23 protein-coding genes, 3 pseudogenes and 1 riboswitch are annotated in these 23,572 nt (G+C 55.2%); of the genes and pseudogenes, 15 read left to right on the forward strand and 11 right to left on the reverse strand.

Translation table 11 applies throughout. From position 1 onward, the window contains the following. Positions 1-123 precede the first annotated feature (123 nt). From ACZRJQ_RS03170 to ACZRJQ_RS03185, 4 genes are all read left to right on the forward strand, one after another. The gene (locus ACZRJQ_RS03170) at positions 124-837 is read left to right on the forward strand and encodes a fimbrial biogenesis chaperone (protein WP_463976943.1); all 714 of its coding nucleotides are present in this window, start codon (positions 124-126) and stop codon (positions 835-837) included. A 340-nt stretch (positions 838-1,177) separates the two neighbouring features. Beyond that, positions 1,178-1,783, forward strand: coding sequence for an SCO family protein (locus ACZRJQ_RS03175; protein WP_463976944.1), 606 nt, complete (start codon positions 1,178-1,180; stop codon positions 1,781-1,783). Between the two features lie 29 nt (positions 1,784-1,812). Beyond that, positions 1,813-2,295 carry a copper chaperone PCu(A)C gene (locus ACZRJQ_RS03180; RefSeq protein ID WP_463976945.1) on the forward strand — a complete coding sequence of 161 codons (483 nt, stop codon included), beginning with the start codon at positions 1,813-1,815 and terminating at the stop codon, positions 2,293-2,295. 6 nt (positions 2,296-2,301) lie between these two features. Next, entirely contained in the window at positions 2,302-2,802 is a 501-nt protein-coding gene (locus ACZRJQ_RS03185) for a GNAT family N-acetyltransferase (RefSeq protein ID WP_463976946.1), read from the forward strand. A 7-nt stretch (positions 2,803-2,809) separates the two neighbouring features. Here ACZRJQ_RS03185 and ACZRJQ_RS03190 read toward each other — a convergent pair whose 3' ends face one another. The 7 genes from ACZRJQ_RS03190 to ACZRJQ_RS03220 all read right to left on the reverse strand — a co-directional run bounded on the left by ACZRJQ_RS03190 (position 2,810) and on the right by ACZRJQ_RS03220 (position 10,401). Next, positions 2,810-4,153 (reverse strand): OprD family porin, encoded by a 1,344-nt coding sequence (locus ACZRJQ_RS03190; RefSeq protein WP_463976947.1) that lies wholly within the window; start codon positions 4,151-4,153, stop codon positions 2,810-2,812. Beyond that, entirely contained in the window at positions 4,150-4,590 is a 441-nt protein-coding gene (locus ACZRJQ_RS03195; RefSeq protein WP_463976948.1) for a pseudoazurin, read from the reverse strand. Before ACZRJQ_RS03195 ends, ACZRJQ_RS03190 begins: the two co-directional genes overlap by 4 nt. Before the next feature lie 22 nt (positions 4,591-4,612). Next, on the reverse strand, positions 4,613-5,392 hold the full coding sequence (locus ACZRJQ_RS03200) for an ABC transporter ATP-binding protein (RefSeq protein ID WP_463976949.1): 780 nt from the start codon (positions 5,390-5,392) through the stop codon (positions 4,613-4,615). Then, positions 5,389-6,393 carry a FecCD family ABC transporter permease gene (locus tag ACZRJQ_RS03205; RefSeq protein WP_463976994.1) on the reverse strand — a complete coding sequence of 335 codons (1,005 nt, stop codon included), beginning with the start codon at positions 6,391-6,393 and terminating at the stop codon, positions 5,389-5,391. Before ACZRJQ_RS03205 ends, ACZRJQ_RS03200 begins: the two co-directional genes overlap by 4 nt. Before the next feature lie 8 nt (positions 6,394-6,401). Further along, positions 6,402-7,415, reverse strand: coding sequence for an ABC transporter substrate-binding protein (locus ACZRJQ_RS03210; RefSeq protein ID WP_463976950.1), 1,014 nt, complete (start codon positions 7,413-7,415; stop codon positions 6,402-6,404). Between the two features lie 139 nt (positions 7,416-7,554). Beyond that, positions 7,555-7,748: riboswitch (cobalamin riboswitch) on the reverse strand. A gap of 34 nt (positions 7,749-7,782) precedes the next feature. After that, positions 7,783-8,946: an acetyltransferase domain-containing protein gene (locus tag ACZRJQ_RS03215; RefSeq protein WP_463976951.1), complete on the reverse strand. Its 1,164-nt coding sequence runs from the start codon at positions 8,944-8,946 to the stop codon at positions 7,783-7,785. A 129-nt stretch (positions 8,947-9,075) separates the two neighbouring features. Next, positions 9,076-10,401 (reverse strand): amidohydrolase, encoded by a 1,326-nt coding sequence (locus ACZRJQ_RS03220; protein ID WP_463976952.1) that lies wholly within the window; start codon positions 10,399-10,401, stop codon positions 9,076-9,078. Between the two features lie 245 nt (positions 10,402-10,646). Here ACZRJQ_RS03220 and ACZRJQ_RS03225 point away from each other — a divergent pair, with 245 nt between their 5' ends. The 8 genes from ACZRJQ_RS03225 (at position 10,647) to catA (ending at position 17,994) form a co-directional block, all read left to right on the forward strand. Then, positions 10,647-11,603 (forward strand): AraC family transcriptional regulator, encoded by a 957-nt coding sequence (locus ACZRJQ_RS03225; protein ID WP_463976995.1) that lies wholly within the window; start codon positions 10,647-10,649, stop codon positions 11,601-11,603. A gap of 185 nt (positions 11,604-11,788) precedes the next feature. Continuing rightward, the gene (gene benA / locus ACZRJQ_RS03230; RefSeq protein WP_463976953.1) at positions 11,789-13,144 is read left to right on the forward strand and encodes a benzoate 1,2-dioxygenase large subunit; all 1,356 of its coding nucleotides are present in this window, start codon (positions 11,789-11,791) and stop codon (positions 13,142-13,144) included. Then, complete coding sequence (benB, locus tag ACZRJQ_RS03235; RefSeq protein ID WP_463976954.1) at positions 13,144-13,632, forward strand: benzoate 1,2-dioxygenase small subunit; 489 nt, start codon at positions 13,144-13,146, stop codon at positions 13,630-13,632. The genes benA and benB overlap by 1 nt, the downstream gene beginning before the upstream one ends. A gap of 71 nt (positions 13,633-13,703) precedes the next feature. Beyond that, positions 13,704-14,717, forward strand: a complete 1,014-nt coding sequence (gene benC / locus ACZRJQ_RS03240) for a benzoate 1,2-dioxygenase electron transfer component BenC (RefSeq protein ID WP_463976955.1) — start codon at positions 13,704-13,706, stop codon at positions 14,715-14,717. A gap of 63 nt (positions 14,718-14,780) precedes the next feature. Then, positions 14,781-15,542 carry a 1,6-dihydroxycyclohexa-2,4-diene-1-carboxylate dehydrogenase gene (locus ACZRJQ_RS03245; RefSeq protein ID WP_463976956.1) on the forward strand — a complete coding sequence of 254 codons (762 nt, stop codon included), beginning with the start codon at positions 14,781-14,783 and terminating at the stop codon, positions 15,540-15,542. Between the two features lie 43 nt (positions 15,543-15,585). Next, complete coding sequence (locus tag ACZRJQ_RS03250) at positions 15,586-16,707, forward strand: muconate cycloisomerase family protein (RefSeq protein WP_463976957.1); 1,122 nt, start codon at positions 15,586-15,588, stop codon at positions 16,705-16,707. Positions 16,708-16,722: 15 nt separating this feature from the next. Further along, the gene (gene catC, locus ACZRJQ_RS03255; protein WP_463976958.1) at positions 16,723-17,013 is read left to right on the forward strand and encodes a muconolactone Delta-isomerase; all 291 of its coding nucleotides are present in this window, start codon (positions 16,723-16,725) and stop codon (positions 17,011-17,013) included. 54 nt (positions 17,014-17,067) lie between these two features. Continuing rightward, a complete protein-coding gene (catA, locus tag ACZRJQ_RS03260) occupies positions 17,068-17,994 on the forward strand; it encodes a catechol 1,2-dioxygenase (RefSeq protein ID WP_463976959.1) in 927 nt (308 codons plus the stop codon). A gap of 508 nt (positions 17,995-18,502) precedes the next feature. Here the strand turns inward: catA and ACZRJQ_RS03265 are convergent. Next, positions 18,503-18,715 (reverse strand): hypothetical protein, encoded by a 213-nt coding sequence (locus ACZRJQ_RS03265; protein ID WP_191624538.1) that lies wholly within the window; start codon positions 18,713-18,715, stop codon positions 18,503-18,505. Between the two features lie 118 nt (positions 18,716-18,833). Between ACZRJQ_RS03265 and ACZRJQ_RS03270 the strand changes: the two genes are divergently transcribed. Continuing rightward, entirely contained in the window at positions 18,834-21,068 is a 2,235-nt protein-coding gene (locus ACZRJQ_RS03270) for an nSTAND3 domain-containing NTPase (RefSeq protein ID WP_154905923.1), read from the forward strand. Between the two features lie 3 nt (positions 21,069-21,071). Here the strand turns inward: ACZRJQ_RS03270 and ACZRJQ_RS03275 are convergent. After that, positions 21,072-21,358 (reverse strand): annotated as a pseudogene (locus tag ACZRJQ_RS03275) (integrase core domain-containing protein); the annotation flags it as partial. A gap of 47 nt (positions 21,359-21,405) precedes the next feature. After that, positions 21,406-21,519 (reverse strand): annotated as a pseudogene (locus tag ACZRJQ_RS03280) (hypothetical protein); the annotation flags it as partial. 97 nt (positions 21,520-21,616) lie between these two features. On the opposite strand from ACZRJQ_RS03280, the pseudogene ACZRJQ_RS03285 reads away from it, so the two are divergent. Then, positions 21,617-21,821, forward strand: a pseudogene (locus ACZRJQ_RS03285) (histone-like nucleoid-structuring protein, MvaT/MvaU family); the annotation flags it as partial. A gap of 73 nt (positions 21,822-21,894) precedes the next feature. Here ACZRJQ_RS03285 and ACZRJQ_RS03290 read toward each other — a convergent pair. Beyond that, the gene (locus tag ACZRJQ_RS03290; RefSeq protein WP_154905924.1) at positions 21,895-22,929 is read right to left on the reverse strand and encodes a hypothetical protein; all 1,035 of its coding nucleotides are present in this window, start codon (positions 22,927-22,929) and stop codon (positions 21,895-21,897) included. A 226-nt stretch (positions 22,930-23,155) separates the two neighbouring features. On the opposite strand from ACZRJQ_RS03290, the gene ACZRJQ_RS03295 reads away from it, so the two are divergent. Next, the coding region (locus tag ACZRJQ_RS03295) for a helix-turn-helix domain-containing protein (protein WP_463976960.1) at positions 23,156-23,572 on the forward strand (417 nt) is incomplete at its 3' end.

A 23,572-nucleotide genomic window follows, 5' to 3' on the forward strand; every position in this document is an offset into this window, starting at 1 on the left:
GGCTGCCAGTGGCTTGGCGATCGTATGGTTATTAACGACTGGGCCTGTTCAGGGCGCCACAGTTATTCATTAAGTGCCGTGCCACCACTTAGCGGTTAATTAGGTACTGGGGCGGGAGGCAATATGTGTGTAAAAAAGGGGTTGGGGATTATTCCGTGGCTGGCGCTGATATTAATAGACGTAGGCATTGCTCAAGCGGCAGCTTCTGAGCGCCGAGCGCCAATCATTTTTAATGCCCATGAGCGCAGTGTCGCGACATTAATCAGCAACAGCGCACCGAATGCCTATTTTTCCAAGGCTTGGATCAGTGGTGACAGTGAGGACATGCAATCTGCGGCGCCCTTTATTGCCATGCCTTCGTTGTTTCGTTTGTGGGCAGGTGAACAGCAAGTGGTGCGAATCATCAGGACCCCGGGGGATTTGCCTGACGATCGAGAGTTGCTGTTCTACCTGCATGTGATGGGGAAGGCCATTGTTGGCAGTAACGATGTACAACTCAGTGCTGCGTCTAAAACCGAGCGTGTAGCGTTTATCTATCGCCCGCAGCATTTGGCATCAGGCGTCGGTGATGCTCCGAGACAGTTGCAATGGCGGTTGCTGGAGCGTGATGCCTCCCGTTACTTGCAGGTAACTAACCCCAGCCCTTATCACGTCAGGCTTACTGGCGTTCGGGTAGCAGGCGATTTGACACTAGCGCAGGGCTTGCTTGCGCCTTTTTCCAGCCTTGAGTTGCCTTTGGAGCGTTACATTCAAGGGCCGCAGGCAAGAGTTGAGTTTGCAGTGAATGACGATCATGGGGTAAGCAGTGAGCTTTTGCGGGTAGATGCCGGGCTCTGATTACGTATCGTTGTACCGTTCATGAGCAGGGGGCTCTTCGAGCGCCCATTTCGATTGCTGAGAGAGCCGCATGACGACCTGAGGCGATTTGTCGCAGGCTCTGTTGTGTTGCCCTGTTTTAAGGGCTGTCAGGGGCGATGTGCACCACCGCAGGGCAGAGCCGCCGTGCGGCGTGCCGGGGACAGTGGTAAATTGCGTTCCCATGAAATGCGTCTACCCCACAGCAATCGCACGCGCCTGATCTTTAGTCTATAGCCCAGGCAGCGGGCACCCCCTTGGCTCACACTGCACAGGGCAAAGGCTTTTGTCTTGGACACAGGCCGCTTAGAGGAAGCTTTACATGAATCCATTACTGACTCGCCGCCATGTAGTTACCGGCCTTGGCTTGCTCAGTCTCGGCTTGCTGGCCGGTTGCGATAACGCCAGCGGTTTGTCGTACAAGTACGGTAAAGATTTGAGCAATGAAATCCTGGGGCGCAAGTTCAAGCTCAGGGACGCTGAAGGCACTGAGATGATGCTCGGCAGCTTTCGCGGGATGATGCCGATGATTTTCTTCGGGTTTACCCAGTGCCCGGCTGTTTGCCCAACCGCATTGGCCCGCGCCGCGCAAATCAAAAAAATGATGGGCCCAGACGGTGACCGATTGCAGGTGGTGTTTATCACCCTTGACCCCGAGCGAGACACCCCGGCCATGCTCGATGCCTACGTGAAAGCCTTTGACCCAAGCTTTATTGCGCTGTCTGGCACGCTGGAAGAAACAGCCGCCACGGCCAAAGAGTTCAAGGTGTTTTACGAAAAAATCCCCAGCGGCTCTTCTTACACCCTGTCACACACGGCCACCAGCTTTGTGTTTGATACCCGAGGCATCTTGCGGCTAGGCCTGTCGCCGTCTCTGTCGGCCAAACAATGCACGGAAGACTTACTGACAGTGATGTCCGTCTGCTAACCCACGCTATTCCTGAAAGGACCTGCTTTATGAAACTGGCTAAATACCTGCTATTGCCGCTTGTGGGCCTGAGTTTGCATGTGTCAGCGCAAACTGTGGTCAATGATGCTTGGGTTCGGGCAACGGTTGCCGGGCAACCTTCGACCGGCGCTTTCATGCACATCACGTCAACTACCGACAGCAAGCTGGTGGAGGTTAAATCTCCAGTCGCCAAGATTGTGCAGATCCATGAGTCGAAGATGGAAAACGACATCATGAGCATGCAGCCTGTGGCCTCGGTAGCACTGCCAGCGGGTAAGACCGTGAACATTGAGCCAGAGGGGTATCACGTGATGCTGATTGATCTGGTCGGCCAAGTTAAAGAGGGCGACCAAGTACCGCTGACCCTGATTGTTGAAGACAACAAAGGGGTGAAAGAGTCGATTGAAGTCAAGGCTCAGGCCCGCGCCTTGAACAGCATGCACATGCACCATATGGACAAGCACGACCACGGTGCGATGCACGCTCAATAAGCGCTCATGAATCAGCTCTTGAACCTTTACCGCGCCAGCCATGCCGATATTCCAGAGATGGTGGAATTTGTCATGCAGGCCCGGGCGGAGCTGTTTCCTAAGCTGAGTGCCAGCGGTTTACCCGCCGATTTGGCGCATTTTGCATCGACGTACCTTGATGGCGAAGGGCGCTTTCTACTGGCCCGCCATGACGGGCAGCTCATTGCGGCAGTGGGGTATCTGCCTTATGACCATCGTTTTGCGCAGCTTGATTACCACGGGCTCAAGGTGATGGAGGTCGTGCGTCTGTTTGTGTTGCCTTCATTTCGGCGTTCGGGTGTTGCCGCTGCGCTGTATCGCGCCTTGAAGGCGCTGGCGCTTGAGGCGCAGGTAGAGCTGTTGTACCTGCACACGCATCCGTTCCTGCCCGGAGCCATTGATTTTTGGCGCCGACAAGGCTTTGCGGTGGTGGACGTTGAGGCTGAGCCCATCTGGCAAACCACGCATATGACGTGCAGCTTGCGTTAATCCCCCCTTAAAAGCGTCCGGTCAGTGGGTACTCAACGGCCAGACGTAGTTGGTCAGTGTCTAACTCTGCCTGCGCGGTATTACCGCGATGGACGTTATGACGCAACGAAACGATAGTGCCCTTGGCGGTGCCGCTTTGCACCACATAGCGCGCTTCCAGATCCCGTTCCCAGTGTTTGCCATTTTTGCCGTAACCCAGATAGGCATAACCCCCTTTGGGATCGACGCGGTTACCGTCGATTTGGCTGCCGCGCACATAAGCAGCGCTGAACACCAGACCCGGTAAGCTCCAGGGCGTCATGTCCAAGTCGTAGCGCGCTTGCCATGATTGCTCGTTCGGCGCGTTGAAGTCAGACAGTTGCACCGCATTGGTGATAAAAATCGCGCCACGGGTCACATAGTCGAACGGCGTGTCGCCATGCACTTTCTGGTAACCGAGGCTGATATTGTGCGGGCCTTGAGCGTAAGTGCTCATCAGGCTCCAGGTGGTGTTGTTAATAGTGCCCGACAGTGCCTTGCCGTCATCAGTGGTGCGATAAAGGTTGAAGTTAAACGACAGCGAACGATTGCCCCCCATGTTCTGGTTGTATATAGCGCCTAAGTAATGTTGGTTCCAGGTGTCTTCGTAGCGTGACGTGTAAAGGCTGGCGCTGAGACTTTTGCTTGGGGTGTAGACCATGCCTGCGAGGTCGAAGGCATCGCCCTTTGGCCCATTGGAATAATTGACCACGAAGCCTTGATCGTGACTGCTGGCGTTGCGGTCTGTGCTTTCGGTGAAGTGCCCCGCGACCATTTTCAACGTGCTTAATTCGCTACTGGTTACAAACACGCCGGTTGCGGTTTCTGGCAGCAGGCGACTGTCGGATGAGCTGAATACGGGGGTCTTAACACGCTGTTCGCCGTAAGACACGACCGTGTTGGACAGGCGCAGTTTGATGGCTGCGCCACCTCGGCCGTAATGGTCCTTGGGATAGCCATCGTTATCGAGCCCAAGCAGGCGGGCTTTACCAGCACGTCCGCCGCCGCTGTCCAGTTTCAGGGCCAGGTAGGTGTGGGCATCGACCCCGACGCCGACAAGGCCTTGAGTGAAGCCGGACTGCACAGTGCCCATCAGGCCGTAGGCCCATTCTTCGGCATAACCATTGCGCTCAGACTTCGGCTTGTACGCATTACGTGCGCCACTGTTGCTGGCGCCGTGGCGGTACTCGCGGTTGTCGTAGACCGTGCGGTTGAGCACGCTCCATGTGCTGTCTTCAACAAAGCCATTGGCCTGTTCTTGAGCCGAGTCGGCCAAGCTTATCGGGCTGGCGAGAACGAGGAAGATGGCGGAGCAGGATCGAACAGCCTTCATTTTGTGGCCTGTTGCTGGTCAAGCGCTGCCTGCAAACGGTCCAGTGCGCGCTTGGGCAGCGTAGCGGGCAGTTGCGCGGCCTGTGCCGACGGCTCGCCGACCTGAATCAACATGACCATGCCCATTGCCAGGTGTGGAATGCACTGAATGCCGTAGAGCCCCGGCACGTTGAAGGTCTGTTCGGTCTCTTGGTTGATCTTGCCCTTGAATGCCGTTGCGCCTTCAGGCAGCAGGCCGGGCAGGGTAGCGGCGTTGTGCCCGCTCTGGGTGGGGATGAATTTGACCGTGTCACCGGGGGCGATGTGCAAGTAGGTCGGTTCATACACCATGCCAGCAGTGGCGCTGCGGGTGAGCATCTTCACTTCATGGGTTTGCGCCTGCGCGCAGGCGCACAGCAGCGCGGTGGTCAGCAGTAACGTCAGGGATGAACTACGCATGTTTGGCTATCCATAAAATCTTTTAAGAGGAGCGAAATCGCAGAATCTGCGCCCCGTCAAAAGGGTCTATCAAGTAGTGGGCCTGTACCCCGAAGGTGCTCTGCAAGCGCTGCGGGGTGAGCACTTCAAGCGGTTTGCCCAGCGCCACAAGATGCCCGCGTTCAAGCACCGCCAAGCGATCACAGCTCAGCGCCTGATTGAGGTCGTGCAGCGCAATCAAAGTCGTGACAGGCAAGGCTTGTACGGTTTTCAAAATGGCTAACTGGTGCTGGATGTCCAAGTGGTTGGTGGGCTCATCCAGTAACAGGATTTGCGGACGTTGGGCCAGCGCGCGGGCGATGTGTACACGCTGGCGCTCACCCCCCGACAAGCTGCGCCAACTGCGTTTGCGCAGGTGCGTTGCGTCCACATCACACAATGCTTGTTCAACGATGGCATCGTCATTGCGCGACCACGGCCTTAACGCCGAGAGCCAGGGCGTGCGACCCAAGGCGACGGCATCGAACACGCTAATAGCGTCATGGGTGTCAGCCTGTTGTTCAACCACGGCCAGCGTTTGCGCAATGGTGCGTTGCGTCATTGATCTAAGCCGCCGCCCGTCAAGCACCACCTCGCCACACGAGGGCGGCCGCAAATTGGCCAGCAGTTTGAGTAGCGTCGATTTGCCCGACCCGTTGGGCCCGACAATGCCCAGTGTTTCGCCGCGTTTAACGCTTAAGTCGATATGGTGTAACAACGCTGTCTCACGCACTTTGTAGCTCAGGGCGTTACAACTGAGCATCACGTCATGAGTGGCTGTCATCGAGCGCTTCTCCGGCTGATCAGGATCAACGCAAAAACGGGCGCACCCACTAACGCAGTCACCACGCCAACGGGTATCACCTGACCTTTGATCAAGGTGCGCGAGAGGATGTCCGCAATAATCAGAAAAAGCGCGCCGCCCAAGGCACTGGCTGGCAACAGGCGCGCATGACCAGTGCCCAGTAATAATCGGGCCGCATGGGGGATCACCAGCCCGACAAAACCGATAGAGCCGACGATCGACACCATCACTGCGGTTACCAGCGCTGCACAGCTGATGAGCACAAACTGCACTCGGCGCACCGGGATACCGAGTGACGCCGCTGAATCGGCACCAAAAGTAAACGCATCCAGTGCCCGCCGATGCCACAGGCACACCGCCAAACCGGCCAATGTAACGGGGATTGCCAGCCCTACCGAAGGCCAGCGCACACCACTGAGGTTACCCAGCAGCCAAAACATGATCCCGCGGGCCTGTTCGGAACTGGCCGACTTGGTGATCAAAAATGCAGTGATCGCGTTGAATAACTGCGAGCCAGCAATGCCCGCCAGAATGATCTGACCCGTGCCGCTGGCTGGCCCACTGATGCGGGCCAACAGCAACACTAAAGCGAAGGCGGCGACAGCACCGAAAAAGGCCCCGACCGACAGCGAAATGGCGCCGGCCCCCAGCCCCAGCAACGCCACCAAAACGGCACCCGTCGAAGCCCCGGCAGAAATACCCAACAGGTATGGGTCCGCCAACGGATTACGCAGCAAGGCCTGCAAAATCACGCCACATGTGGCCAGCCCTGCACCGCAGGCGGCTGCCACCAAGGCCCGAGTCAGGCGGTAGTTCCAGACGATGCCTTCGTCGATAGGGTCCAGCACATGCCCGGCGGCCCATAGTTTATTGGCCAGCACCTGTAACACCACGCCGGGTTTAATCGGCGTTTCACCAATGGCAACGCCCGCCAGCACCGCCAACAGCAACGCGATACAGGCCAGCAGTGTGAGCATCAACCGTGATGTCATTTTGGCTGTTCGTAGTGATTGATGGCGGTGGCCAAGGTTTCAAAACCTTCGAACATCCGCAAGCTGGCCTGCATGGCATCAGCATCGAGAATGATGATGCGGTTGTTTTTAACCGCATCCATGTTGCGGGTCACGGGGTCAGTGCGCAGGAATTCGAGCTTTTTCTCGTAGTCATCCGCCGGGAAGCGACGGCGATCCATGCGTGCGATTACCAAGAATGTCGGGTTGGCTTTGGCCAGTGTTTCCCAGCCCACGGTTGGCCATTCTTCATCGGACTGCACGACGTTGCGCACACCAAGGGTGTTGAGCATAAAGTCGGCAATGCCCTTACGCCCTGCGACATAGGGGTCGATATCCAGGTCAGCGCTGGAGAACCAAAATAGGGCGCTGGTGTGCGTCAGGTCTTTACCCTTGAGCGAGGCAATGGATTGTTCAAGACGGGCTTTAAGCTGCGCATTTAGCTGTTGGCCGCGGGCCTGCACGTCAAAAATCTCTGCAAGCTGGCTAATGCTTTTGTAAATGCTGTCAATACTGAACGGCTGCAAACGGGTGCCATCAGCGCCCACTAGATTGTCTTTGCCTTCACAGTCGGAAGGCATCAGGTAAGTCGGGATTTTCAGCTCATGAAACTGCTCGCGCGTGCCCACCACACCTTGCGGGCCGACCATCCACTCCAGCTGTACAGCCACCAGCTCAGGCCGCTTACCAATCACGGCTTCAAAACTGGGATCGTTATCGGCGAGACGTTCTACCTTGTCGTTTTGCGCCTTGTATTGGGCCGACACATTGTTGAACCACAGAGAGGTGCCAACCAGCTTGTCACCCAAACCCAGGGCATACAGCATTTCAGTCCCGGCCTGGCCAATGGTCACGGCGCGAGCGGGCGCGTGCTCAAAGGTCAACGGGGCACCGCAGTTTTCGAGGGTCAGTGGGTAGTGAGTCGGGGCTGCATGAGCCAAGGCAGACAAGCCCAGACCGGTGACAAGGGTGACGATGCGGGTCAGCAACATGATGCAATTTCCTTTTGATCGTACACAGCGGGTGTACGGTCTGGAAACACATCATTGAGCACTGCGATCAATACAGTACAGGCCCGCCACCTGAGTGACGCGCACAGCAAAGATGCCTTCCCGGACACCCCGCCGGTTAGTTTGTTTGTATCGGCCGGCAGGTCTCCTGACTGATGCGTCGGCGCCTGGCTCCAGCCTTCCCGGGGGTGAACCCAGTGGCGTTGAGGAGCAAGCTCGGCATCTACAGTTGCGGGGGCAGTTCCGTTTGGTGCTCAGTGAGCGCCTCGGATTCCCTTTTAATCCCGTTTGGGGACCGGCGGCGGCATGTTAGTCGAAATACGCCAGCCCGAGGAGAAGAATGTCCGGGTCACAAGTATTTAAGCCACGATATATCCCGACGACGAGCTTTTAACGCAGCGAACCAGCGCACCGGCAGGTAAAGCGCAACAGCCAGTACAACGGCGGTTAGCCACACGGCGCCCATGCTGTCGAAACCAAAGTGGCTGACCTGATTCAAGCCAAACATCGCCACGCTCGCCAGATACAGCACTTTGAGTGCATACAGGTGCACCAAGTAGAAGAACATCGGCGCGGCACCAAAAATGGCTAATGTGCTGATCCATTGGCGCTGTTGAACGCGCTCAAAAACCAGTAACAACAGCAGGCCAACGCCCAAGGTCAACGCCAAAAACAGCAGCGAAGGCGGGTACTTGGTGATGTTGAAAAAGCTCATCAAGGTGTGTGTAACGGTGTCATGTTCCACCCACGGCGCCTCGCCATATCCGTTGAGTAAACGCAGTGCCACAAACCCCATCAATGCGCCGATGCCTGCACGTAACACATTGCGTTGGCGCATAGCGCCAGACGCTGCGCGGGCGAACCACGGCCCAATGCAATAACCGAGTGCTATCACGCCGATCCACGGCAATACCGGGTACGAGGTGCGTAAACGCAGGCTGTTGCCGAATTCGATCCAGCCACGATCATGCAAAATGGCCCACGGCACATGCATCGCCGAATCAACAGGAAAGTGCAGCGTATCTAGCAGGTTGTGCCCCGCGATGATGGCAATGGCGAGTACCAAAAGCACTGCTCGCGGTAACCAGACCAATGCAGCCAGGGCGATCATGCTCACGCCAATAGCCCAGATCACTTGCAGATAAACCACGCTGGGCGGGAATTGTGACGTCCAGGCGAAGTTGACCAACGTGAACTCCAGAACCACTAAAAACAGGCCACGTTTGAACAGGAACGTCGAGACATCACGCGTGCCTTGATATTTTTCGCCATACAGATAAGCAGACAACCCCGTGAGCAGCACGAACACAGGGGCGCAAAGGTGGGCAAGGACACGGCTGAAAAACAGAACAGGTTCAGTGCTGTCTATGGCCATTGGGTCGCTTACCTGACGATGCAAAAAGAACGTCTCGCGAGCGTGGTCCAGCAGCATCAACAAAATCACCAAGCCCCGCAGGGCATCGATGGATAGCAGGCGCTGGCTTGAGGGGGAGGGTGCAATAGCGGATGTCATTGAGGGATCACAGGCTAGAAGGCGCTTAGGTTTGGTTACTTTATAACATCATTGCTGGCTCTGTCATCCCTCTGCGAAACATTCTCAATCAACAGTTCAGTGTTGAGTGGGGCGTGGACCGCTAATCAATCAAGGCTTGCGGGGGTAGTTCATAACGAATTGAACATGTGCTTTGACCCCAGTGGCCAGCGTGGCGTCGTCGACGGAGAAGTACGGGCTGTGGTTGTTCGGTACTTTGCTCATGTCCTCGCCTGCAGGCGTGGCGCCGAGAAACACAAATAAACCCGGCACTTTTTGGGCGTAATACGAAAAGTCTTCACTGGGTGACAGCGAGGCCGGCAGTTGTTCTACCTTACCCGGTGCGGCGAGTTCCAGAGCCGGGATCATGGCTTGGGTCAGGCTCGGGTCATTGGTGGTGACAGGGGCAACGTTTGCCACAACCAGTTTGGCTTCAGTCCCATAAGCGCTGGAGATGCCTTGCACCAGTGGTGGCATGTCCTTGAGTAGGGTGTCGCGGATTGCCACGCTGTTACTGCGAATGGTGCCCGTCATTTCCACTGTTTCAGGAATAATGTTCGCCGCCGAACCGCCATTAACGGTGCCGACACTGATCACGCCCATGCCTTGACTCAAATCGGCGCGGCGGCTAACCAGCGTTTGCAAACCACCAATCACTGCTGCGCTGGCGACCACTGGGTCGGCCCCGCTCCAAGGCGCAGAACCGTGGGTTTGCTGACCCTTTAACGTGATGCGAAACGCATCGCTGCTGTTGAGCACGGTGCCAGCCTTGTAATACAGATGACCGGTTGGGTAGCCCGCCATCACATGCACCCCAAAAATTGCTTCGACTTTGGGCGAGTTAAGAGCGCCGTCACGGATCATCGCTTGTGCGCCGATCAAGGTGTCGGTCTGGAAGTCATCAACATCGGCCGCGCCTTCTTCCGCGGGCTGGAACAAAAACACCACAGTCCCGGCGACTTGCTCCCGGTGTTTGGCGAGCACCTTGGCGGCGCCCAGCAACATGGCGGTGTGTGTGTCATGACCGCAGGCGTGCATGACAGGGACGGTTTTACCCAAGCGAATGCCGGTGGCCTGACTGGCAAAGGGCAGGCCGGTCATTTCTTTTATTGGCAGTGCGTCCATGTCGGCGCGCAGGGCAACTACCGGGCCGGGGAGACCGCCTTTGAGTACGCCGACTACGCCGGTTTTACCCACTTGAGTGCGTACATCGATGCCCATGCCCTTGAGCTGTTCGGCCACCAGTGCGGCGGTTTTAAACTCCAGGTTACCCAGCTCAGGGTGCTGGTGGATGGTATGCCGTAGATCGATAACGTCCTGGTTAACCGCCGCGACTTCCGTGTCGACCCAGCTCAAATTTGCAGCATGGGTGGTGGTGATCGTCAGTGCGCCAAACAACGCAAGCGACAAAGAGGTTGGACGTAAACGAATAAACATTGAGAGTTCTTACCGTGGTCTTTGGGCCGAGCAGGGTAAGTCGCAACGTGTGAAGGAACCAAGGCAAGTGTCCGATAATCGCACAGATTAGTTCTTTGCGACCTACACAGGAGGGCTGACCATTGGGCTGATACTGTTCGATTATCGATCACTGGCTGAGTGTGTAATTGATATGCCCGTGAGCGGGAGCGTAGGCTGGCAATGTGACAAACAAAATAATTAAAAATTAATTGAGTGCCTTGATGATGGAAAGCCACCTGCTGAGTGAACGCAGCCGTGTATTTCAACTCGCGGACCCCCATGCCGTATCGGACTATGTGAATCAGCACGTCGGTCAACATTGCATCGGTCTGTCACGCACGACCCGTCCGCAGGCCAGCCTCAATCATCGTAAGTTTGCCGAGCTTGATCTGTGCCGCATCAGCTACGGCGGTAGCGTCAGAGTGACGTCGCCTGCACTGGAGAACATCTTTCATCTACAGGTGTTGTTGCGTGGTAACTGCCTGTGGCGTGGGCCTGATCGAGAGCACCATCTGGTGCCGGGCGAGTTGCTGTTAATCAACCCCGATGATCCGGTCGACCTGACGTACTCGCACGATTGCGAAAAATTCATTCTTAAGCTCCCGGTCTCAGTGCTCGAAACCGTGTGCGACGAACAACGCTGGAAGCGCCCGTCTGGTGGGGTGCGGTTTTTGCGCAATCACTATCAATTGAGCGAGCTGGAAGGGTTTCTCAACCTGCTTGGGATGGTGTGCCTGGAGTCTGAAGCCTGCGACCCGCTGCTGCGGGTGCAGGAGCACTACACCCAGATCGTCGGCAGCAAGCTGTTGACACTGCTCAAGACCAACATCACCCGCGAGTGCCTGGCTTCACCAGACGCAAACATTGAGCGCATCTTTGACTACATCGAGCGCAATCTGAAGCAGGACCTGAGTGCCGATGATCTGGCCACGCAGGCGCGCATGAGTCAGCGCTCGCTGTATGCCCTGTTCGAGCGCAAGTTGGGTGTCACACCTTTGCAATACATCCGCCAACGCAAGCTGGCGCGTATCAATACCTGTCTGAACGACCCGAGTTGCACGGTGCGTAGCCTGACTGAACTGGCCCTGGATTACGGCTTTTTGCACTTGGGGCGCTTCTCTGAAAGTTATCGCCAGCAATATGGCGAACTCCCTTCCAACACCCTCAAGCGTCGGCACTGAAGCCCCTCACACACAAAACCAACTGGATTCCAGTCGCTGCTGTTCAGACGCGAGGCTTCGTGCTGCTCGCACTTTGCTACAAACACTGCAGTAATCGGATAGTGATCTGCAGTAAACGGATATTGCCTGGCGTATCGACTCCCTACTCTGGACTGGCCTGAAGAATAACAACGGAGGCCCTGGCCATGTCCCTGGGAATCGATTACTTGAATGCCATGCTTGAGGAAGACAAGGAGAAGGGCGTCCATCGCTGTAAGCGGGAGATGTTCACTGACCCACGTCTTTTTGAATTGGAAATGACTCACATCTTTGAGGGCAACTGGATTTACCTTGCCCACGAAAGTCAGATCCCCAACATCAACGATTTTTTGACCACCACCATGGGGCGCCAGCCGATCTTTATCGCGCGCAACAAGGCGGGTGAGTTGAACGCCTTTCTGAACGCTTGCAGTCATCGCGGCGCGATGCTGTGCCGACACAAAACCGGCAACCGCGCCAGTTACACCTGCCCCTTCCACGGCTGGACCTTCAACAACAGCGGCAAGCTGCTCAAGGTCAAAGACCCAAGTGAGGCCGGTTACCCTGAGGGCTTCAACTGCGAAGGCTCTCACGATCTGACCAAGGTCGCACGGTTTGAGTCTTATCGCGGTTTTCTGTTTGGCAGCCTGAACCCAGACGTCACCTCGCTGGCCGAACATCTGGGCGAGTCGTCGAAAATCATCGACATGATCGTTGACCAGTCCCCTGAAGGTCTGGAAGTGCTGCGTGGTTCGAGCTCCTATATTTACGAGGGCAACTGGAAACTCACCGCCGAAAATGGCGCCGATGGGTATCACGTCAGCTCGGTACACTGGAACTACGCCGCCACCCAGAACCAACGCACCCAGCGCGAAGCGGGTGAAGAAATCAAAACCATGAGCGCCGGTAGCTGGGCCAAAAGCGGCGGGGGGTTTTACTCGTTCGATAATGGCCACTTACTGCTATGGACGCGCTGGGCCAACCCAGAAGATCGCCCGGCCTACGAGCGCCGTGACGAATTGGCCCGCGATTTTGGAAAGGCTCGTGCTGACTGGATGATCGAAAACTCGCGCAACCTGTGCCTGTATCCAAACGTGTACTTGATGGACCAGTTCAGCTCACAAATCCGTATCGCTCGGCCGATCTCTGTCGATAAGACCGAAATCACCATCTACTGCATCGCGCCAAAAGGCGAGAGCGTAGAGGCCCGCACCAAGCGCATTCGTCAGTACGAAGATTTTTTCAATGTCAGTGGCATGGCCACACCCGATGACCTTGAAGAGTTCCGCTCATGCCAGACCGGCTATGGCGCTGGCCGCGGCTGGAATGATATGTCGCGTGGAGCAACACACTGGGTTGATGGCGCGGATGATGCGGCCAAGGAAATCGACCTCAAGCCACTGCTGTCCGGTGTGCGCACCGAAGATGAAGGCCTGTTTGTACTGCAACACAAGTACTGGCAGCAAGTGATGCTCAAGGCCCAGGCCGCCGAGCAGCAACTGATCCCCGTGGAGGCCGTGTGATGACCAGCACTTATGAGGTCGTGCGCGACTTTTTATATCGCGAAGCTCGTTATTTGGACGACGGTCATTGGGATCAGTGGCTGGAGTTGTACAGCGCTGATGCCAGCTTCTGGATGCCGTCTTGGGACGACAACGACACCCTGACCGAAGACCCGCAAAGTGAAATCTCGTTGATCTGGTATGGCAACCGAGGCGGGCTGGAAGACCGGGTGTTTCGAATCAAGACCGAGCGCTCCAGCGCGACCATGCCCGACACCCGCACCTCGCACAATCTGAGCAACATCGAGATCGTCGAGCAAACCGATGGGCTATGCCAAGTGCGTTTCAACTGGCACACCCTGAGCTTTCGCTACAAGACCACCGACAGTTACTTCGGCACCAGCTTTTATACCCTCGACATGCGCGGCACTGCGCCGCTGATCAAGGCCAAGAAAGTGGTGTTGAAAAACGACTACGTCCGTCAGGTCATCGACATCTATCACATCTGATCAACCCGCTGACGAGTTGCTGGTGGCGCCTGTAGGCGCTCCGGGCTCGGCAGCGCGTGCGAGGTACATTTATGAGCTTTCAGATTGCGCTCAACTTTGAAGACGGTGTGACCCGCTTCATTGAGGCCAACGGCCAAGAAACTGTCGCTGATGCGGCCTATCGGCAGGGCATCAACATTCCGCTGGATTGCCGCGATGGCGCCTGCGGCACGTGCAAATGTTTCGCTGAGGCTGGGCGTTATGAGCTGGGCGATGAGTTTATTGAAGACGCCCTTAGCGATGACGAAGTGCAACAGGGTTACGTGTTGACCTGCCAGATGCGCGCTGCCAGTGACTGTGTTTTGCGTGTGCCAGCGTCTTCAGCCGTGTGCAAAACCCAGCAAGCCAGTTTTGAAGCCGCCATCAGTGACGTGCGCCAGTTGTCTGAAAGCACCATTGCGCTGTCGATCAAAGGCGAATCGCTCAGCAGCCTGGCGTTTTTGCCGGGGCAGTACGTCAACTTACACGTGCCGGGCAGTGAACAGAGCCGCGCCTACTCATTCAGCAGCCTGCAAAAGAATGGCGAAGTCAGCTTTCTGATACGCAACGTGCCTGGCGGCTTGATGAGCAGCTTTTTGACCGGCATTGCTAAGGCGGGCGACAGCATGACCTTGGCCGGGCCATTGGGCAGTTTTTACTTGCGTCAGATTGAACGGCCATTGCTGCTATTGGCCGGCGGTACGGGGCTGGCGCCTTTTACGGCGATGCTCGAAAAAATAGCCGAGCAGGGCAGCCCGCATCCGGTACACCTGATTTACGGCGTGACCAATGACCTTGATCTGGTCGAACTGGAACGCCTGCAAGCCTTAAGTGCGCTGATTCCCAACTTCAGCTTCAGTGCTTGCGTAGCCAACCCGGACAGCCAGCATCCGCTCAAGGGTTATGTCACCCAGCACATCGAACCGAGCCATCTCAACGCAGGTGATGTTGACGTTTACCTGTGCGGCCCGCCGCCAATGGTGGAAGCCGTGAGCGTGTACATCCGTGAGCAGGGCATCACACCCGCCCACTTTTACTACGAGAAATTTGCTGCCGCTGCGGCTTGATCCCTTTTTGCAGGGGCGTGCCGAGAATGGCATGGGCACGCCTCCTTTTTATTCGAGGTTGTCATGAGCAACAGATTCGATAACACAGTTGCGCTGGTAACGGGAGCGGCCCAAGGCATCGGACGTCGTGTTTGCGAGCGGCTGCTGGCCGAAGGCGCGCAGGTCATCGCTGTCGATCGCTCCGAGCTGGTTCATGAGCTGCAAGGCGAGGGCGTTTTGACCCTGACCGCGGACCTTGAGCAATACGCTGACTGCGCCCGAGTGATGGCCGCAGGGGTCAAGACCTTTGGCCGTCTGGATGTGCTGATCAATAACGTGGGCGGCACTATCTGGGCCAAGCCGTTTGAGCATTATCAGGTCGAAGAAATCGAGGCTGAAGTACGTCGTTCACTGTTCCCTACGTTGTGGTGTTGTCATGCCGTGCTGCCTTACATGATCGAGCAGGGCAGTGGTGCCATCGTCAATGTTTCGTCCATCGCCACCCGCAGCCTCAACCGCGTGCCCTATGGCGCGGCAAAAGGTGGAGTGAATGCGCTCACCGCGTGCCTGGCATTCGAGAACGCCGAGCGCGGTATTCGCGTGAATGCAACCGCGCCAGGCGGCACCGAAGCGCCACCTCGACGGATTGCGCGCAACACCGCTGAACAGAGTCCGGCAGAGAAGGGCTGGTATCAGGACATTGTCGATCAGACCTTGAGCAGCAGCCTGATGAAACGCTACGGCACTATGGACGAACAGGTTGGGGCCATCTTGTTTTTAGCCAGCGACGAAGCGTCCTACATCACGGGTGTGACCCTGCCAGTCGGCGGCGGCGACCTGGGTTGATGGCGCCTAACTAACTGCACATTCACCTGACTGGAAGACTGAGATGAGCCACGCTCTGATCGAAAGCCTGACGACGATCATCGTCGATCTGCCGACCATTCGCCCGCACAAGCTGGCGATGCACACCATGCAAAAACAAACCCTAGTGATTTTGCGCCTGCGTTGCAGCGATGGCGTTGAAGGCATCGGCGAAGCCACCACCATTGGCGGTCTGGCCTACGGATACGAAAGCCCGGAAAGCATCAAAGCTAATATTGATGCGCACTTGGCGCCGATGCTGATCGGCATGGCGGCGGACAACATCAACGCTGCCATGCAAACCTTGGACAAGATCGCTAAAGGCAACACGTTCGCCAAATCGGGTATCGAAAGCGCTCTGCTTGATGCTCAGGGCAAGCGTTTGGGTTTGCCGGTCAGCGAGCTGCTGGGCGGACGAGTACGAGACAGTCTGGAAGTGGCCTGGACATTGGCCAGTGGTGATACCGCTCGGGATATCGCCGAAGCCGAACACATGCTGCAAGCACGCCGCCACCGGATCTTCAAACTCAAAATCGGTGCCAACCCGCTGGAACAAGACCTCAAGCATGTTATTGCGATTAAAAAAGCCTTGGGCGATCGCGCCAGTGTGCGCGTGGATGTCAACCAGTACTGGGACGAGTCTCAAGCTATTCGTGGCTGTCAGGTGCTTGGCGACAACGGCATCGACTTGATCGAACAGCCTATTTCACGGGTCAATCGTTCGGGGCAGGTACGCCTGAATCTACGCAGCCCGGCACCGATCATGGCCGATGAGTCCATCGAAAGTGTCGAGGATGCGTTCAGTCTCGCTGCAGACGGGGCTGCCAGTGTGTTCGCGCTCAAAATCGCCAAAAACGGCGGCCCCCGTGCCGTGCTGCGCACTGCCCAGATCGCCGAAGCAGCCGGGGTTGCCTTGTACGGTGGCACCATGCTTGAAGGTTCGGTTGGCACCCTGGCGTCGGCTCACGCTTTTCTCACCCTCAAACAACTGACTTGGGGTACCGAGCTGTTTGGCCCGTTGTTACTGACGGCTGACATCGTGACGGAGTCGCCGATTTATCGCGACTTTGAACTGCACATTCCCCACACACCGGGCTTGGGCCTGACGCTGGACGAAGAGCGTCTGGCGCATTTTCGTCGTCCCTGACTCAAGGAGCATCCCATGCTATTCCACGTAAAAATGACTGTGAACCTGCCGATTGATATGGAGCCAGCCAAGGCTGCTCAACTCAAGGCAGACGAAAAACAACTGGCCCAGCGCCTGCAGAGCGAAGGCACATGGCGCCACCTGTGGCGTATCGCCGGGCACTACGCCAATTACAGCGTGTTTGACGTGGCCAGCGTTGAAGCACTGCACGACACCCTGATGCAACTGCCTCTGTTCCCGTACATGGATATCGAGATTAACGGGGTGTGTCGCCATCCATCATCGATCCACAGCGACGACCGTTGACGCTGTCGCAACCCCGTTCAATCCCTTGCACAAGAACAAGATGAGGTGAGCAATATGACCGTGAAAATTACCCACACTGACGCTATCCAGAGCTTCTTCAAAGAAGCCGCCGGCTTTGGCAACGATAACGGTAGCCCGCGCTTGAAAAGCATCATCCTGCGCGTGCTGCAAGACACCGCCAAAATCATTGAAGACCTCGACATTACTGAAGATGAATTCTGGAAATCTGTTGATTACCTCAACCGTTTAGGTGGGCGCAGCGAAGCGGGCTTGCTGGTAGCAGGTTTGGGTGTGGAGCATTTCCTGGACTTGCTGCAGGACGTCAAGGACGAGCAAGTTGGCTTGACGGGTGGCACGCCGCGCACCATCGAAGGCCCGCTGTATGTAGCCGGCGCGCCGGTGGTTGAGGGCGAGGCCCGGATGGACGACGGCAGCGAAGAGGGCGTCGCGACAGTGATGTTCCTGGAGGGCCAAGTGTTTGATGCCCAAGGCCAGCCCGTAGCTGGAGCCACGGTTGACTTGTGGCACGCCAATACCAAAGGCACTTATTCGTTCTTTGATCAGAGCCAGTCCGAATACAACCTGCGCCGACGCATCATGACTGATGCACAGGGCCGTTATCGCGCCCGCAGCATCGTGCCATCGGGTTACGGCTGCGATCCTCAAGGCCCAACTCAAGAATGCCTGGACCTGCTTGGTCGTCATGGCCAGCGACCGGCTCACGTACACTTTTTTATCTCGGCAGCGGGCCATCGACATCTGACGACCCAAATCAACCTGTCTGGCGAGAAATACCTGTGGGACGACTTCGCATACGCCACCCGCGAAGGCTTGGTAGGCGACGTGGTATTCCGCGAAGATGGTGCGCGTGGTGTGGCGGGTCGTTATGCAGAAATGAAGTTCGACTTCCAGCTCCAGCCAGCCGCTGACCCAGCGGCTGAGCAACGTAGCCAACGTCCCCGAGCATTGCAAAAAGGCTGAGTACCAAACGAGCTGCGACCTTAAAGGATTGAGGTCGCCACATAGTGGTTAGCCATCGTTAAGCGTCAATGCAGGCTAATTTGAAGTCGTCAGGGATGTGTTCCGAATACACAATTTAACAAGTGGGCGATGTCGGATGTTCATAAGCCACTCACGGGCCTGAGATTACTGACTCAAAGTCCTCGAAACGAATGCGGCCGTTCATCGAATGATGTTCATAAACCTAGCTTGATTGACCTCAGTGCAAGGCAAACAGGTGTCTACGAAACCCAGGGCGATTCACTAGCTCTGTTTCAGACAGTTCTAACTGCGCTAATAACTCCTCTGCTCTCTGCTCGGCCGCTGTTCTAGCCATGTGGGTTTCAATGGCCTCTTCTGACTTGGTATCAAGTTGCCGAGCGAGCAATTCCTTGGCGCCTTCCGCGCGCGCCGTCGCAGCACTGGCAATACCGAGGTCACCACGTAAGGTTTCAACAGCTTCACGATGTTGTGAGGCTTCCTTGGCATGCTAACGACTCTCGGCAATGAAGTGCTGGTTATCCCTGATAAGGCGGGAGATCTCTTCCTGCTTGACCATCAATGTCTGCTGAAGGACGGTTACCTCTTGCTGCATCTGATAGATCTGGGATTCGTGGCGGGTCAAATCCTGGTCTCGTTGCTCTTTCACCGAAGCGCGATAGTGTTCAAGAGCTTCCCTTGCGTGCGCATGCTTTTGCTCCATTTGTACTCCATCAGTGCAGCGCACGTTGGCTTTTGCAGCCCCACCTGGGAGACCTAGTGGGCACCAGGCAAAGCGGCAAAATGCTATCTTGCGCACTTGTCATGGAGTGGGTGCAAGAGTGAACGACTACAATTTTTCGCGTCTCAACGACAAAGAATTCGAGGTGCTGTGCACCGACCTCATCGGTGCCTCTGAGGGCGTTCGATTTGAACGCTTCAAAGCCGGTCGAGATGGTGGCGTGGATGGCCGCTATTTCAGCCCGAACGGTGGTGAGTGGATCCTACAGGCCAAACACCGGCCGGCTAGCTCTTTCTCCAAACTTGTCGCCCATGTGCGTTCATCGGAGGCACCTAAGGTCGCTGCGCTTAAGCCCGAGCGCTACGTTCTCGTGGTATCCCATCCGCTGTCGAGGTCGACCAAGAACGAGCTGATAGAGGCTCTTGGAGCGCCTTGCCCGGTGAGCGTCTACGGTAAGGAGGATCTAAATGATCTACTTGCCCTACATCCGAGGGTTGAGCAAAGGCACTTCAAGCTCTGGATTAGCAGCGCTACGGTGCTTGTTCACTTGCTGAACAATGCCATCATGGGTCGTAGCGATGCGATGATGATCGAGATCGTTGAGAAGTCGAAGATCTTCGTCCAGACCCGAAACTTCGAATGGGCTGTCGATAAGCTCAACCAGCTCGGGACGGTCATCATCACTGGCCAAGCAGGGATCGGAAAAACTACGCTCGCCGAGCAGCTCATCTTGTTCTACGCCAAAAACGGCTTCGAATTTCTCTCCGTCAGCCATGATATTCATGAGGCCGAGCAAGCTTATATGCCTGATAGGCCGCAGCTGTTCTATTTCGACGATTTCCTGGGAAAAAACTACCTAGAAGCATTATCCGGGCATGAGGGGAGCCAGATCGTCAATTTCATCAAGCGGATTCATCGTGATCGGGCGACGAAGAAGTTTGTACTGACATCACGATCTACTATTCTGAATCAGGGCCGAATCCTGAACGATGCCTTTGAGAATGGCAACGTTAACCGCAACGAAATGGAGATCAAGCTACAATCACTCTCAAGCCTCGATAAAGCCCACATCCTGTACAACCATATATGGCATTCGGGGCTGAGCCCTGAGCATGTAGAATCATTCTACGTAGATAAGCGTTACCACAGGGTTATTGGACACCGCAATTTTAACCCACGCATCATACAGTTCATCACCGACCCGCAGCGTTTGGTCGATATCCCCGCCGAAGCATACTGGAATCACATTACCAACCTCCTGGATAACCCAACGAGAATCTGGGAGCACCCATTCGACGCTCAGCTCGACGACTTTGGTCGATTCTTGGTGCTTTTGGTCGCATTTAACGGGAACGACATTCTTGAGCAGGATCTTGCTAAGGCCTATGCCGTGGGTCTGCGCATGCCTGAACATGCAAGCTTTAAGGGCAAACGTGAGTTCGGCTTCGTAGTTCGGCATCTCTCAAATTCACTGCTGACGCGCGTGATGGCAGGCGAGAAGCGCTCCTACAAACTTTTTAACCCCTCCCTTGGCGATTTTTTGCTGCATCGATACGCGAAGGATTCGGTGCTGCTCGAAACTTTATTTAAGTGCTTACGCAGCCTGAACATCATCAAAATACTTCAGGATATGACAAGAAACGAAGACATTTCTGGAGAGACGGCGATGGGCATGCGTAGATCACTTTTTGAGCATGAAGAAAGTCTTGGTTTTGAGGGTAGTCCGCCGGAGTACCTAGCCAAGCTTTATATAAACACCCAAAGAGGCCTTAGCGAAGCCGAGTTAATCAGGCGCATTAAAAATGTCACCGCCGTCATCCTGAGCAATCCAGTCACTAGGAATTGCGAGAGCTGCCTGGTGACTCTGGCAGATGCGGTGAACGAAGAAATTGCCACACCCGCTGCTGTTGAGAAATATGTGCTGGACGTAATCAACCTCGGGGTAGACGAAAAAGACCTGCCGGCCTTGGGCGACTTGATAGGCATACTTGAGCTGAATGACGCAGATGAAGCAACAGAACCATTCACAAGGCTGGCTCATCAGTTTATGAGCGACTCACTCGATGAGATGTTCGAAGAGAGCATTGTATTCAGCGAAGGTGAGGACGTGGATGCTGCCAACAGAACCCTTCTCGCCATGATTGATGAAAAGTTCACGAGCTGGCAGGTCTCCGTCACCAACTCGATGAAGGATGAGATTGTTGACGCCTACGACATTCCCTACCGCATGGAGAATTACTTTAACGAAGAAGAGAATTACGTATCGCCCCGCGCTGAACAGAGCAGGCTCGAAGCGCTGGATATCGATGATCTGTTCAGTAGAGAGCGGTTGTAGTGGTCAACTAATCCCGAACACGACGTTAAGTTTTTTCTCGGCCTGAGCCGGGGCCAGCCCACTGTTGAACTGGTGCGGTCGAATCCAGTTATACCGATACATTAAATAATGGCTGATGTCTCGGTGTGCTTCTTGGGCCGTCACGTAGCCCACGGTCGGTATCCATTCAGTTTTCAGACTGCGAAACACACGCTCCATCGGCGCATTTTCCCAGCAGTTTCCCCGGCGGCTCATGCTCTGGCGCATGCGGTAACGCCAGGAAACTGACGGCTGCCATATTGCGACTCCTGACCACCCCGAGCGAACGGCAGGCTTCGATATGGCTATAGCCCTGATCAAGCATGAGGTCTGCGGCCTCGCGTTTGAATTCAGCGTAAAAGGAACGACGTTGCTGGTCATCAGACACCTCTATCTGGCGAGCATTTTCGCCTAAATGGGTGTCCGGTTTCATTAGACCACTACATCTGTTCAACGGTGAGCCCCGCTCCTGGGTGTTTGAGTTCGAGCAGGATCAATGGACTTTGCGCGGAGCGGCGATGCACTTGCTCCTGAAGGACGTTATCAATCTACTGGACCCGCAGCGCCCCGGAAGCTCAGCAGCAGACGGGTTCACGCAAGCCCCGTCAGGTCAAAGTTTATAAAAAACCTCATACAGGCGAGGTTGTCGAGACTAAAGGCGGCAATCACAAAATTTTGAAAGAGTGGAAATCCGCGCATGGCGCAGCCACGGTTGAGCCGTGGCTGGGGCAGTGATTTTGGGGTAAGTGAAAATGGTCCTTTATGGGCCCTTTTTTCTGCGGTCGATTCAATACGCATAAGGGGCTCGTCAGAGAGCACATTTTTTTGGCGATTCGAATGTTATGCCCGCTGATTGCTTGCTTGCTAAAATATAGTTCTCGTCGCCTAGCGATGCTTGGCGATAACTTAAACCCATCTTGCATTCTGTGCCTGGATACATATCGAGTTCGTATATCGATTGTCCAATAGCCCATTCTATTTGTTGATCGTATCTATTTAGCAGAAGGAAAAATGTTGCTGGTGTCAAAGTCCAAATCGCCAAATAGAAAATTACCTGAAAAATAACTGTAGCAACAGCGTAGCGACTGCCTTTATCATTAACCTTAACTCCAAAAATCCATTTCATAAGTCGTGGTGCTTTTGTCGCAAAAGTCGATCCATAAATGAAAAATGGAGCCATTGCAACTGAGATAGGAATAAAAATTGCTCCCGCAGCAATAAAAAGAAATGGAATCGCGAATATTGCTAAAAAAGCCAAAGTATGAGGAAAGGTTGTAGGGGGTACATGAGCCATTCCACCGATTATTTTTCCCGAGACGCTGAACGCGAGATTGGAGCCAACAGCAAATGCGATGGCGATCAACCCCTTGCCAACCGTAGTTTCATAGAGGATTGCGTAGATGCGATAAACATCATGCGCAGCCACGCCTAGGCAGTAAATAAAAAATACTATCGCGGTCGGTGCAAATAAATTGCTGGGGTCCAGCAAGTAAAGATATCCCAGAAAAGGGAGGAACAGGATAACATTGAGGTAAAGTTGATGATAGCGTTCAAGATTATCGTACCAGTTTACTATGCCTCCCAAAAAACCAGCGAATTTATTGAGATCATATTTTTCTGGGTGGAGAATTTGCATCACACTAATTGCGATCGCGATACCAAGAAAGATTATAGTCGTTGAAAATGATACAAGTCGCCATTGAGTCGGAGTGATACAAAGAAAAAAGAAAAGAGCGGTTCCGACTAATGAAACTCGCTTCGTGAGTTCGAGAAATTTTTCTCGCCTAGTAATGGCAGCGTGCTCCCCGGAAGCAGTTTTGGTAGTTCGCTTTATACTTCTCATTATTACTAAGATCCTGCATGAAATATTGTGATTGCGATGAGGTAGGATTACTGCGTTATCGGAATAAGAGCAAGAAACTTTAATGCTCCCCGCTTAAGTCATGGCCGCCCGACCTAAACTGAAATACCTTTCTTTCGCCTACGCCAACTAGTGTGCTGTTCTCGAAATAACTTTTCTGCGGTCTTGGCTACACTTCCTCTGTCATTCAGCGCTCGGGGGAACGCAAGTGAACGCCCAAGAGATTGTCCTCAGCCCAGAAGAACAAGCCGAACTGAGCCGACGAGTACGTTCGGCCACCATCAGTCAGCGCGACGGCCGTCGCGCCCGGCTGATCCTGCTGGCAGCCCAAGGTTGTTCGCGGATAGAAATCGCTCGTTTGACCGGCTTCTCACTCCCCACGATCACCTGTTGGTGCCAGCGCTTTCAAACGCTGAGATTGGACGGTTTGCTCGACAAACCGGGTCGTGGGCGCAAAACGTCTTTGCCGGCTGACGCCGTGTGCCGTGTCCTTGAACAGGTTACTCAGCCGCGAATAGGTGAACCTCGATGGAGTTGCCGGAGCATGGCAAGAGTCGCCGGGATCTCGTCCACCAGCGTGCACAGACTCTGGGCCGCCAATGACCTGAAACCGCACCTTACCCGC

The sequence above is a fragment of the Pseudomonas sp. E315 genome, assembly GCF_055406205.1.

Bases quoted from the DNA above. Each gene is read 5' to 3' on its own strand.
- ACZRJQ_RS03170 (WP_463976943.1), top strand. From the start codon at position 124: ATGTGTGTAAAAAAGGGGTTGGGGATTATTCCGTGGCTGGCGCTGATA.
- ACZRJQ_RS03175 (WP_463976944.1), top strand. From the start codon at position 1,178: ATGAATCCATTACTGACTCGCCGCCATGTAGTTACCGGCCTTGGCTTG.
- ACZRJQ_RS03180 (WP_463976945.1), top strand. From the start codon at position 1,813: ATGAAACTGGCTAAATACCTGCTATTGCCGCTTGTGGGCCTGAGTTTG.
- ACZRJQ_RS03185 (WP_463976946.1), top strand. From the start codon at position 2,302: ATGAATCAGCTCTTGAACCTTTACCGCGCCAGCCATGCCGATATTCCA.
- ACZRJQ_RS03190 (WP_463976947.1), bottom strand. From the start codon at position 4,153: ATGAAGGCTGTTCGATCCTGCTCCGCCATCTTCCTCGTTCTCGCCAGC.
- ACZRJQ_RS03195 (WP_463976948.1), bottom strand. From the start codon at position 4,590: ATGCGTAGTTCATCCCTGACGTTACTGCTGACCACCGCGCTGCTGTGC.
- ACZRJQ_RS03200 (WP_463976949.1), bottom strand. From the start codon at position 5,392: ATGACAGCCACTCATGACGTGATGCTCAGTTGTAACGCCCTGAGCTAC.
- ACZRJQ_RS03210 (WP_463976950.1), bottom strand. From the start codon at position 7,415: ATGTTGCTGACCCGCATCGTCACCCTTGTCACCGGTCTGGGCTTGTCT.
- ACZRJQ_RS03215 (WP_463976951.1), bottom strand. From the start codon at position 8,946: ATGACATCCGCTATTGCACCCTCCCCCTCAAGCCAGCGCCTGCTATCC.
- ACZRJQ_RS03220 (WP_463976952.1), bottom strand. From the start codon at position 10,401: ATGTTTATTCGTTTACGTCCAACCTCTTTGTCGCTTGCGTTGTTTGGC.
- ACZRJQ_RS03225 (WP_463976995.1), top strand. From the start codon at position 10,647: ATGGAAAGCCACCTGCTGAGTGAACGCAGCCGTGTATTTCAACTCGCG.
- benA (WP_463976953.1), top strand. From the start codon at position 11,789: ATGTCCCTGGGAATCGATTACTTGAATGCCATGCTTGAGGAAGACAAG.
- benB (WP_463976954.1), top strand. From the start codon at position 13,144: ATGACCAGCACTTATGAGGTCGTGCGCGACTTTTTATATCGCGAAGCT.
- benC (WP_463976955.1), top strand. From the start codon at position 13,704: ATGAGCTTTCAGATTGCGCTCAACTTTGAAGACGGTGTGACCCGCTTC.
- ACZRJQ_RS03245 (WP_463976956.1), top strand. From the start codon at position 14,781: ATGAGCAACAGATTCGATAACACAGTTGCGCTGGTAACGGGAGCGGCC.
- ACZRJQ_RS03250 (WP_463976957.1), top strand. From the start codon at position 15,586: ATGAGCCACGCTCTGATCGAAAGCCTGACGACGATCATCGTCGATCTG.
- catC (WP_463976958.1), top strand. From the start codon at position 16,723: ATGCTATTCCACGTAAAAATGACTGTGAACCTGCCGATTGATATGGAG.
- catA (WP_463976959.1), top strand. From the start codon at position 17,068: ATGACCGTGAAAATTACCCACACTGACGCTATCCAGAGCTTCTTCAAA.
- ACZRJQ_RS03265 (WP_191624538.1), bottom strand. From the start codon at position 18,715: ATGGAGCAAAAGCATGCGCACGCAAGGGAAGCTCTTGAACACTATCGC.
- ACZRJQ_RS03290 (WP_154905924.1), bottom strand. From the start codon at position 22,929: ATGAGAAGTATAAAGCGAACTACCAAAACTGCTTCCGGGGAGCACGCT.